We start from the raw sequence: 10,335 nt of genomic DNA, 5'->3' as shown, positions 1-10,335 counted from the left end.
AACGCTCGGCTGGGAAACCCCAGCCGAGCGCCTGCATAAACTGCTCGCGGCCTGATCAACACGACCACGTGTTGCGACGATCCCTAGAAACCGCCGATGTCCGTACCGGGCCCTCCCGCGGCGCTCTCGCGCGCCGTGGCGCTACGCGTCACTCACCGCCGGCCTGCGTCTTCTTCCTGCGGAGGAAGAAGACCGCGCCGCCGCCGAGGACGACGAGGGCGATCGCGACACCCGCGATGACGGGGGTGGCGCTGGACCCGCCGGTCTCGGCGAGGTCGCCCTCGACGCCGGCGGAGCCGGTGCCGGTCTGGGCCGGAACGGGCGTGGAGCCACTGTGCGTCTCGGTGTCGTCACCCGGTGCGGGGGTGCCGGCCGTCTTGCAGTCCAGGACGCCCTTGAAGTTCTTGCTGAAGCCGCCGGGGCCGGTGATCGTGAAGTCGTACGCCTGGTCCTCGGCGACCGGGACCGTCACCGTGCGGGTCTCACCGGCGGCGACGGTGTGCTCGGCACCCGCCAGGGTGAAGGTGAACGGCTCGTCGCCGTTGTTGGTCGCGGTGATGTCGACGCCGCCCTTGGCGCAGTTCTTCTCCGCGGTCACGGCCGGGACGGCGCCCTTCTCGGCCCAGGTGGCGGTCGCCGTCGCGGAGACGGTGGACTCGCTGGAGCCGGCGAGGATCATCGTCTGGCTCTTGACCAGCCCTGCGAAGACCCGGCCCACGGGCACGGAGGTCGAGGCCTGGACGGAGAACGAGGCGGAGCCGTCGGTGGCGTCCTCGGGGACGGAGAAGTACAGGTCGGTGCCGTCCGCGGCCTCGGTGACGGGCTTGCCCGCCTTGTCGGTGACCTGGACCCCGCTGGCGGCGGCGTCGGCGGGCGGCGTCACCGAGACCTGGCCGGCGTCGGTGCGGACGGTGATCGGACCCAGCTTCTCACCGGCCTTGCCGGAGACCGCGGCCGGAGACAGACCCACGGACGCCTTGGGCTCGGCGACGTTCTGCGCGCTCGCCTCCAGCCAGTCGGCGAGCTTCTCGGCGTTCGCGTCCTTGGCCGTCACATCGGCCTTGTCCGAGAAGCGCCAGATGGCGACCTGGGTACCGGCGGCGGCGGTCCTCTCGTCCAGCGGGCCGGTACCGGCCTTCTCGGCGAGCGCCGCGAAGTCGTTGACCTGCGGGTAGGAGTGCTGCAGGATCCAGCGCACCTTGCCGGCGTCCTCGTTGGCGCCGAGCGAGGACTGGTCCCAGGGGGTCTCCGAGTACTTCGCGCCGTCCTTGGTGGGCGTGTGGAAGTCGATGCAGTACGTCTGGATGGTGCCGCCGCCGTCGACCTTCATCTCGAACAGGCCGGCGGGCAGCTCCTGGGGCCTCTTGCCCTCACCGGTGTTGAGCACGGCGGTGCCGTAGGTCTTCAGACCGTCGAGTACGGCGACCGCACCACCCTGATGCTGGCCGGTCTCGTCCGCCGGCGCGGCCGTGGCGGCCGTCGCTCCGACGATCGTTCCCGCGGCGGCCAGCCCGGTGGCCAGCAGCGCGGCGGCCGTCCTGACGAGACCGCGGACCTGGCCCTTGCTCCGGCCCCCTGGGGAGCCCTCCATCGACGACGGGGTGGACGCTGAAGACACAGAAAACACAGAATTCCCCTCCGGGCGAGACCTTCACGCATGAGTCGCGTGTGGGAGGTGCCTCGCCAGCAAACTCAAGTGCCGCATGAGTACTGGGGAATCGTAAGGATCGAACGAAGAGCAGTCCCCCGTCATGCCGTCAGATAAGCATTCCGACTCGTAATCGTTACACCTTTCATCGGCGCGCCCAGTCGTTCAGGACACCGATGCCATTTCCGTGGCCGGTTTCTGACGATGCGTGGGCGCAATCAGAGTGGGATCGGCTCTGGCCACCCGCCGGAACGCGGCTGTTCCCCTGGTCAGATCGTGTCCCACGGCCACCGCTTCGATGTCCACGGAGGTTTTCCACACCCCGTCGCGCTCCTCCTCCCTCACTCTCAGACGCCCGTGCACGACGAGCGGTTCGCCCACGGAGACCGAACCGGACAGATTCGCCGCGAGCGCCCGCCTGGCCCACACCGTGTAGAAGCCGGTGCGGCCGTCGGTCCATGCCCGCCGCTCGCGGTCCCATCGCCTGGGCGTCACCGCCAGCCGGAACCGGGCCGTCGCCCCGGCCTCCGTCTCCCGGAAGTCCACAGCCGTCGCGCTGTTTCCCACCAGCGTCACCAAGGTCTCGTTCATTTCCGTCCCCCCATTCCGTCGCGCGTTCCGCCGCACTTCCCCGTGCGTCGTGTCCGCGTCCCCCGGCACTTTCCGTCCGGCTTTCCGGCGCACCGTCCGGCCTGCACCGATGCGGTGCGAAGACGTCCGGTCCGGTACGTCTGTCCGGTCCGTGCACACCATCCTGGACGGAAACGGGAAATCCCGCTGGGGCTGTGGATTACCGGCCGGTTGTGGAGAACTCCGTCACCGTCACATAGCGTTCCCGCACCTCGCGGTAGCGCGCCAGTTCCGCCGCGACCGGGTCGAGCACCCTGGCCCGGCCGCAGCCCGCGGCGGCTTCGCGAAGGCGCCGCTCCGCCTCCTGCCCGTAGCGCCGCGCGGGGCCCCGCGCGGCGGCCGCGCACGACCATTCGACGAGCGGCCCACCGATCACCCCAGCCAGCATCAACAGGGCCGGGACGATCAGCCCGGGTTCGAGGAAGCCCACGATCTGGCCCAGCAGCCACAGTCCGCCGAAGATCTGGAGCAGGGTCATGGAGGCCTGTGCCAGGACCGCGGCGGGCCACCACGCGGGGCGCGGCGGCCGAACCGCCCGGCCACCGAGGGCGCCCGTGAGGGGCGCGGGTCCGGCCGCAGTACCGGGCACGCGCCCGGCCGGAACCCCCGCCTTACCCGCCCTGCCCTTACCGCCCTGGTCCGCGCCGGCGGAAGCGGTGTCCCCGCCCCGGCCCCGGCCTCGCCCGGCGGAGGCCGCCTGCGCGTTCCTCGCCAGCTCGTCCAGTGCCTCGGGGAGGCCCTCGGCGCCGCCGACCGCCGCCTCGCGCACGGCCTGCGCCCACGGCGCGGGCAGACCGTCCACCGCGTCGTCCGCCAGCGTCCGCACCGCCTGTTCCACGCGCTGCCGGGCGGTGAGCTCCTCCTCGGGCGGCGCGAGTGCCTGCGCCATCAGGTCCAGACCGCCGAGCTGCCGGGTGGACTCGTACCAGCGCCACAGGCGCAGCCACGGCGTTCCGCACGCCCTCCCCGCGTTCCTGCGCCACTCGCGCTCCGCCGCCTGTCCCGCCGCCGCCGCGCCGACGGCTTCGGCCAGCCGGTCGGTGAACTGCTCCCGGGCCCGTTCGCCGAGCCCGGGCCGCCCCTCGGCGACGTACACCTGCCGGAGCCGGGCCGCGGCCGCGTCGACGTCCGCGGAGAGCCTGCGTGCCGCCGCCGTGCGGTCCTGGACGAACCTGCCGAGGAGTTCGCGCAGGTCGCCCACCCCTGCTCCGGTCAGGGCGGAGAGGGACATGACGGTGGCTCCCGGCTCGCCGTGCTCCCCCACCGCCATGCCGTCCTCGTCCAGGAGCCTGCGCAGGTCGTCGAGGACGAGGTCCGCGGCCTCGCCGGGAAGCCGGTCGATCTGGTTGAGGACGACGAAGGAGACCTCGGCGTGCCCGGCGAGCGGCCGCAGGTAGCGCTCGTGCAGGGCCGCGTCGGCGTACTTCTCCGGGTCCACGACCCAGATCACCGCGTCCACGAGGGCCAGCACGCGGTCGACCTGGGCCCGGTGTCCGGTCGCCGCCGAGTCGTGGTCGGGCAGGTCGACGAGGACGAGCCCCTGGAGCGCCTCGTCGGCCGGAGTACCGCCCTGCACGGGCCTGCGCCGCAGCCGGCCGGGGATGGCCAGCCGGTCGAGCAGGCCGGCGGCGCCGTCGGTCCAGCTGCAGGCGATCGGCGCGGACGTGGTGGGCCTGCGCAGCCCGGTGTCGGAGATCTGGACGCCGGCGAGTGCGTTGAAGAGGGTGGACTTCCCGCTGCCGGTGGCCCCGGCGACGGCGACGACGGTGTGCCGCGAGGAGAGCCGCTGACGGGCCGACGCCTCGTCGAGCACGCGCCCCGCCTCGGCGAGTGTGTCCCCGTCCAGCCGGGCGCGGGAGAGCCCGACCAGCTCGCGCAGCGCGTCGAGCCGGGGCCGCAGGGGGCTGCCGGGCGGTCCGTACGCCTCGACCTGCGGCCCGGACTCGTCCTGGGCCGCATGCTCCCCTTCGGCTCGTTCCTTCGACGCCTCGGCGGCGCGGCGCGCGATGAGCCCGTCGTCCCAGCGCCGCTCCTCGCCCCTGCGGGACCCCTCGGTGTTCCCGGGCGTGTGGGGCGTGTGGGGCGTCTCGGGTGCCTCGGGTGCCTCGGGTGCCTCGGGCTTCAGGAGTACGCCGGGGGCTTCGGTGTTCCCGGGCATCCCCGGGTTCCCGTTGCCCGGTCCCTGTCCGTGGTCGCGGCCCTGGTCGGTGACGGCAGTCATCGCTGCTTCCTCTCCTTCTGCAGTACGGACAGCGCGGCGATGAGTTCGGCCTGTGGCTCCGGGGCCACTTCGAGCGCGTCGAGCGGCGCGAGCCGCCGGTCGCGCTCGCCGTGCAGGACCTGGCCGAGGCAGGTGGTGAGCAGCGCCCCTCCCTTGTCGCGCAGGCGCAGCGCACCCTGGGCACCGATCCGTTCGGCGAGCTGCTCGCCGGCGCCCCTGGCCCGGCGTCCCCCGAGCAGAGCGGCCGCGAGCAGCGCCGCCACCGTCTCGGCGTCCGGCGCCGCGTTGCGTTCGAGCAGCCGCGCCTCCTCCTCGGCCAGCTCCTCAAGGACCCTCCGCCAGCGCCGTACGGCCATCCCGACCCGGCCCTGGATGTCCTCGGCCGGACCCCAGCCGCCGGCTTCCCGCCCCGCGTCCTCGAACCGGAAGATTCCCGCGGCGGGTTCGCGCCGCCAGGTCGTACGGATCTGCTCGTCCGCCGCGGCCACCGCGCACTGCAGCAGGGCCGTGAGGCTCTCCACGAGTGCGTCCAGCAGTTCTCCCGCCGTGCTGTAGAGCGGGTAGCCGCGCCACCGGGTGCGGGCGCCGCCCGCGAGCACGGCGCCGTCCTTCAGCCGTCGCCCGACGCGCGACAGTTCCTTGCCGTACGCCTCCTCGACCACCCCGGTCAGGCGCACGGCCGCGGCGTACTGCGCGGCGACCGCCGCGGCGAGTTCGGGCATCCGTACGTTCAGCGAGTCGATGACCCCGGACGCCGTGCGCCCCACGGCCTGCTGACGGGCCGCCGGGTCCTGTGCCCGGTGGCTGAGCCAGGCCCTGAGCGGGGCCACGGCGGTGGTGGGCAGCAGCCCGCTGCCGCCGCCCGCGGACTCGGGAAGCTCGGGGATCGTGAAGCGGGGCACGTCGCCCAGACCGGCCCGGGTGAGCAGGGCGGCGTACTGGCGGGACACCTCACCGATCACCTGGTGCGGTACCCGGTCCAGGACGGTGACCAGCGACGCGTCGTACTCCTTCGCGGTCCGCAGGAGGTGCCACGGCACGGCGTCGGCGTACCGGGAAGCGGTGGTCACCATGATCCACACGTCGGCGGCGCAGATGAGCTCGGCGGCGAGCACACGATTCCGCACGACGAGCGAGTCGATGTCGGGGGCGTCCAGGAGGGCCAGCCCGCGCGGCAGGGTCGCCGCCGTCTCCACGCGCAGCACGGACTCGTCGTCGTCCCCCTCGGCACCGAGGTGGTCCAGCCCGTCGGGGTCCCGGGCCTGCCCCGGGGGCAGCCACACGCGGGTCAGCTGCGGCAGCACGCGCACCCCGGCGAACCAGTGGTGGTCGTCGGGGTGGCAGACGAGTACGGGGGTCCTGGTGGTCGGGCGGAGCACTCCGGCCTCACTGACCCGGCATCCCACCAGCGAGTTGACGAGCGTGGACTTGCCCGCGCCGGTCGATCCGCCGATCACCGCGAGCAGCGGTGCCTCGGGGTCCTTGAGGCGAGGTACGAGGTAGTCGTCGAGCTGGGCGAGCAGTTCGGTCCGCGTCTGCCGGGAGCGCGGGGCTCCGGGCAGCGGGAGTGGAAGACGCACGGCAGCGACACGGTCGCGCAGGGCGGAAAGTGCGTCGATGAGCTGGGGCCGTACATCCATGGTTACCACATGTGAAGAATGCCCAATTTTGACGGCTTTTTGAAGCGTATAGGCCCCTCTGCGCGGCGGATCCGTCCCGGGGGACAGAGGGGACGAGTGGGGCGCAGGCATAACGAGTGCACAACACCCGGGGCGCGAGGCGCGAAAAGCGGTGCACGAATCGCACCTACCTGCGATTATCGGTTCGCTTCACCGAACCTCCACATCGTGCCACGCAGGTGAAGCAACCGGGACGAGGCGATCTGAGCCCTATCCTTGTCCCGGCAGCGTCGCGGATGGCTTGAACCCACGCCCTCCGGGACACCCGGCCCCCGTAGCTCAGTGGATAGAGCAGGCGCCTTCTAAGCGCTTGGCCGCAGGTTCGAGTCCTGCCGGGGGCACACATCCCGTACGACGTCAGGCCCTCCCTCGGGAGGGCCTTTTTTCAGGTCACAGCACCGTAGCGAGGGCCGCGTAGCGAACGCGTAAGCGCCTGGTCTCCGTCGAGTAGGCACGACGGAGACCAGGCGCCATCAGGCTGGCGCCGGATTCCTGCGGGTGGCTGCGGAGAACACGCGGTGACGCTCTCAGCAGAACCCCACCGCCCGCGCGTTCGCGGACGTTCAGCGCTCCGGCAGACAGCCCGGGGACCCGGGCGACGTGGGACCTGCCAGGCATCGCGATCAACTCTCAGGTGAACGCGTTCAGGAAGGCGCGCGCCCGGCACGCCGACCAGGCGCTGCGCTGACGGAATCGGCGTATGTTGCGCGGATGGAAATACCCAAGATCAAGTCAAAGCCGGAGCTGCTGGTAGTCGCCGGCCTGGTGGTGGTCGCCGGTGTCGGATTCGGGATTGGCCACACGCTGTCGACGGATACTGCGACCCCGTAGGTGTTCCAGGGCACGGTTTCGGCAGTCGGGGTCAACGGAGACAAGTTCGGGGTCTCCCTCGACGGTCGCCAGCCGGGAAAAAGCTTCGGACTCGGAGCCGTGCCGTGGAAGGACAGCAACGGCGCCTGGCACGACAGCAGCCCGCTCGACTGCCTCAAGCCCCTGTCCCAGGGACAGCACATCAGGTTCGGCGTCGTCCACGTGAACTATCCCGACTTCAGCGCCGACCTCGTCGCCTGGGTCGACTGCTCGAACGCCACCGGCTGACCCATCCTGGATCAGTCATCTGGGAGCAGGTCATCGACAGCGTTCAGAGATCACCACGGCTTCTTCGCGGCCGGTCGAGAATCACGGACGTTCAGGAAGCAATCACGCGAGGTCAGCATGAGCCTGGCCTGACCACAACCTGTTAGTCGAGTTGCTTCGGGACGAAGCGGTCGAGGAGTCCCCATCGGCAGCCACGAGTGAGCTGGCTGCCGGTCCAAGCCTGGTCAAGCGTTCTCGCAGATCAGATGATTAGCCGAGCCTCATAGAACGCCCTCCGGAGCCGTGTGATGCGGCCGACGAGGAGGTCACGAACCAGAGGCCACGACTATCCAGGAGCTAGCGTGCCCAGGTCGCAAGCTCCGCAGTCACCATCGCCAGGTGGTGGGACGTCGCCCAGGCTCGCCACTGCGTTCCGCCGCCTGCCTTCGCCCGCTGCCGGTGGGCGCACTCGTGCAGCCGCGCGTCTCCCCAGGAGGTTCGCGGGCCAGTGGCGGGCCAGTGGGGCGAAGAGACGAGATCCCGGCTCAGGGTGAAGAAGTCGTCGTTTCCCGGGCTCACGCGTGGATAGACGAATACCTGCCAGTTGTCCGGTGTCGTGTAGCGCATGTTCGGGTCTGGCGTCCCGCGGCTCTGGGCCGGCATGCGGGGATGTGTGACGCCGAAATCTCCGAAGTCCGGCGTCTGGCCATGCCAGTGATGGGCAACCCGTTTCCAGAGCTCTAAATCCTGCCTGACCACGGGTGTTGCCCGGCCGTGGGGAAAGCCGGTCAGGTTGGCGGGGAAGGCGCCGGAAGCTACACACTCGTGGCGCCACTGCCACTGCGACAAGAGATCGAGAAGCTTCATGACTCGCTCTGCTAAGCCGCCCACTGCGGGCCCCGGTTGCACGGGCCCTGCGTCGATGAGGAGGTCAACTTCTTCAGGGTCGAGGCGGAGTGTCCGGAGCGTTCCGCGGATCTGCTCTTCGTTCGGCGCGGTTTCGTCTGGTCCTGTTGCCACGCGCAAGCAAGCGCCGCGCTGATGAGACCTGCTAGCGTCCGCTGCTTCGTGCAGAACGTCGGCTGTGTCCGTGGTGCGGATCACCGGACGCATGTCGACACCTCTGAGGCCCAGCGATTCACTGAGTCGTGCGATGGGTCCTCCGCTGGCGCCTTCGAGGACTCGGCTCGCGGGTAGGGCGCCGCAGTCGACGGTCAACACCACACCGGTTGGGATTGCATCCATCGCACGGTCGCTGAAGGTCTCAAGCTGATCCCTGACCAGCTCGGGATCAGGTACGAGCTCCAGGACTGGTCGCATGCGGGAGCGGACCTCTGGTGTTGCGTGCTCCAGTGCCTGAAACTCGCCCGCCTTGGCTTTGAGTATCGGGACGTAAGCCACCGACCACCCCCTAGAGCGTGTCTCTTTGATCGGTTGGTCAGTTGATCGGATATGCCTGTCCGGTTAGTGATCACTGATGCGATGTGGGACCGGATCGAGCCGCTGATGCCGGCCGATCCGGTCCGCGGTCGGCGGTGGGCCGATCACCGCCGCACCCTTGAGGCCATCGCGTGGAAGTACCGAACCTGCTCGCCCTGGCGGGACCTGCCGGACGAACTCGGCTCGTTCCAGACCGCCCACAAACGCCTGATCAGGTGGGCCATGGACGGCACCTGGGAACGCATCCTCGCCGCGGTCCTGACAGCGGCCGACGACGCTGACGACATCGGCTGGACCGTGTCGGTGGACTCCACCGTCTGCCGGGCCCACCAGCATTCCGCCGGCGCCAGGAAAAAGGGGCTCCAGGCCGGGCCGAACCAGACGACCACGCGCTCGGACGCTCCCGCGGCGGCCTGAGCACGAAGGTCCATCTCGCTAGTGACGCCTGTGCACGGCCCCTGGCCCTCCGCGTCACCGCAGGCCAGGCGGGCGACGCCCCGGCCTTCGAGACCGTCATGGCAGGCATCCGTGTTCCTCGAAGCGGACCCGGTCGACCGAGGACCCGCCCCGATGCCGTCCTGGCGGACCGCGCGTACTCATCCCGCGCGATCCGGAGCCACCTGCGCCGACGCGGGATCCGCGCTGTCATCCCCCAGCCCTCCGACCAGATCGGCCACCGTCTGCGGCGCGGCCGCGCCGGCGGCCGCCCGCCCGCCTTCGACGCCGAGGCATACAAGCAGCGCAACTCAGTCGAACGCTGCATCAACCGGCTCAAGCAGTGGCGCGGCCTGGCCATGCGGACCGACAAGCTCGCCATCGCCTACCAGGCCGCGTTCCACCTCGCCGCGATCCTCATCTGGGCACGGCGATAGCCCGCTCAGCGATCGACCACCCAACGTGAACCCGCAGGCCAGGAGCCCGTGCCAACGATGTGCTCCACGAGCCTGAATGCCTCACGGATGGGGACGGTGTCCTCATCCGGATACTCGTCGCCCTGCCCGTTGGAGAGGACGAACCCGTCGCTCGACCCCGCAGTTCCGGGGGCCACCGCGTGCTCGCCGGGATCACCCTCGCCTTCGAGCAGCACCACCATCGCTCGCTCGGCATTTGTCACGAAGGCCAGCAACCGTCCAGACGAACTGGTCAGCCACGTCTCAAGCTGCCCGCTGTCGATCCTCGACTGAAGATCCTCCACCACCCCCGCCGACGACACAGGGACGGGGCTGTCGTCATTGATCACCCAAGACTCGATCACGAGCACGACGATCTCACGGACGGATCCAAGAGACAGGCCCTAGTGCCCTGTGCACCCAGCCAACCGACCTGGCTGATCCCTCTCCGAGAGGATGACCAGACGCCCTCAACGCGGGTAGAGCGCCAAATGAGCCGGCGGTCCGAAATCCGACATTGGTCGCACGATGACGTAGCCAGGCAGGCAACGGAATGACGATTACTGGTGGCCTGACGGGTACGCAGGTGCACTCAGCCAGGGTCACAGACCGCGCGTCGCAGGTCAGGGGCCATGACTGGCGGGGAACTGGGTCAGTCTCTTCCAAGCGATTGACCGCAGGTTCGAGGACACGGCAGTCCGTAGCGGGCGCGTAAGCACGCCCCGCCGCCCCGTCGCGCACGGGGAAGGG

Annotated in this window: 8 protein-coding genes and 1 tRNA gene; 3 read left to right on the top strand and 6 right to left on the bottom strand. The window is 70.4% G+C overall.

The window, feature by feature from the left end:
- Nucleotides 1–148: 148 nt before the first annotated feature.
- The 4 genes from ACFYY2_RS21185 to ACFYY2_RS21170 all read right to left on the bottom strand — a co-directional run bounded on the left by ACFYY2_RS21185 (nt 149) and on the right by ACFYY2_RS21170 (nt 6,139).
- The gene (locus ACFYY2_RS21185) at nt 149–1,591 is read right to left on the bottom strand and encodes an LAETG motif-containing sortase-dependent surface protein (RefSeq protein ID WP_388745100.1); all 1,443 of its coding nucleotides are present in this window, start codon (nt 1,589–1,591) and stop codon (nt 149–151) included.
- A 222-nt stretch (nt 1,592–1,813) separates the two neighbouring features.
- Nucleotides 1,814–2,239 carry a single-stranded DNA-binding protein gene (locus tag ACFYY2_RS21180; protein ID WP_388745074.1) on the bottom strand — a complete coding sequence of 142 codons (426 nt, stop codon included), beginning with the start codon at nt 2,237–2,239 and terminating at the stop codon, nt 1,814–1,816.
- A 199-nt stretch (nt 2,240–2,438) separates the two neighbouring features.
- Nucleotides 2,439–4,499, bottom strand: a complete 2,061-nt coding sequence (locus tag ACFYY2_RS21175; RefSeq protein ID WP_388745072.1) for a GTPase — start codon at nt 4,497–4,499, stop codon at nt 2,439–2,441.
- On the bottom strand, nt 4,496–6,139 hold the full coding sequence (locus tag ACFYY2_RS21170; RefSeq protein WP_388745070.1) for a dynamin family protein: 1,644 nt from the start codon (nt 6,137–6,139) through the stop codon (nt 4,496–4,498). The genes ACFYY2_RS21175 and ACFYY2_RS21170 overlap by 4 nt, the downstream gene beginning before the upstream one ends.
- Before the next feature lie 307 nt (nt 6,140–6,446).
- Here ACFYY2_RS21170 and ACFYY2_RS21165 point away from each other — a divergent pair.
- A tRNA-Arg gene (locus tag ACFYY2_RS21165) sits at nt 6,447–6,519 on the top strand.
- Nucleotides 6,520–7,108: 589 nt separating this feature from the next.
- A complete protein-coding gene (locus ACFYY2_RS21160) occupies nt 7,109–7,276 on the top strand; it encodes a hypothetical protein (RefSeq protein ID WP_388745068.1) in 168 nt (55 codons plus the stop codon).
- Nucleotides 7,277–7,612: 336 nt separating this feature from the next.
- Here ACFYY2_RS21160 and ACFYY2_RS21155 read toward each other — a convergent pair whose 3' ends face one another.
- Nucleotides 7,613–8,656, bottom strand: coding sequence for a beta family protein (locus ACFYY2_RS21155; RefSeq protein ID WP_388745066.1), 1,044 nt, complete (start codon nt 8,654–8,656; stop codon nt 7,613–7,615).
- A gap of 51 nt (nt 8,657–8,707) precedes the next feature.
- Here ACFYY2_RS21155 and ACFYY2_RS21150 point away from each other — a divergent pair.
- A protein-coding gene (locus ACFYY2_RS21150; RefSeq protein ID WP_388745064.1) for an IS5 family transposase occupies nt 8,708–9,567 on the top strand; the annotation gives its coding sequence in 2 pieces (ribosomal slippage) (nt 8,708–9,050 and nt 9,050–9,567; 861 coding nt in all).
- Nucleotides 9,568–9,572: 5 nt separating this feature from the next.
- Here ACFYY2_RS21150 and ACFYY2_RS21145 read toward each other — a convergent pair.
- Nucleotides 9,573–9,956, bottom strand: coding sequence for a hypothetical protein (locus tag ACFYY2_RS21145; RefSeq protein ID WP_388745062.1), 384 nt, complete (start codon nt 9,954–9,956; stop codon nt 9,573–9,575).
- Between the last annotated feature and the right edge of the window lie 379 nt (nt 9,957–10,335).

This window comes from Streptomyces sp. NPDC001822 (assembly GCF_042892135.1).
Lineage (GTDB): Bacteria > Actinomycetota > Actinomycetes > Streptomycetales > Streptomycetaceae > Streptomyces.
This window is presented reverse-complemented; position numbering and strand designations above follow the sequence as displayed.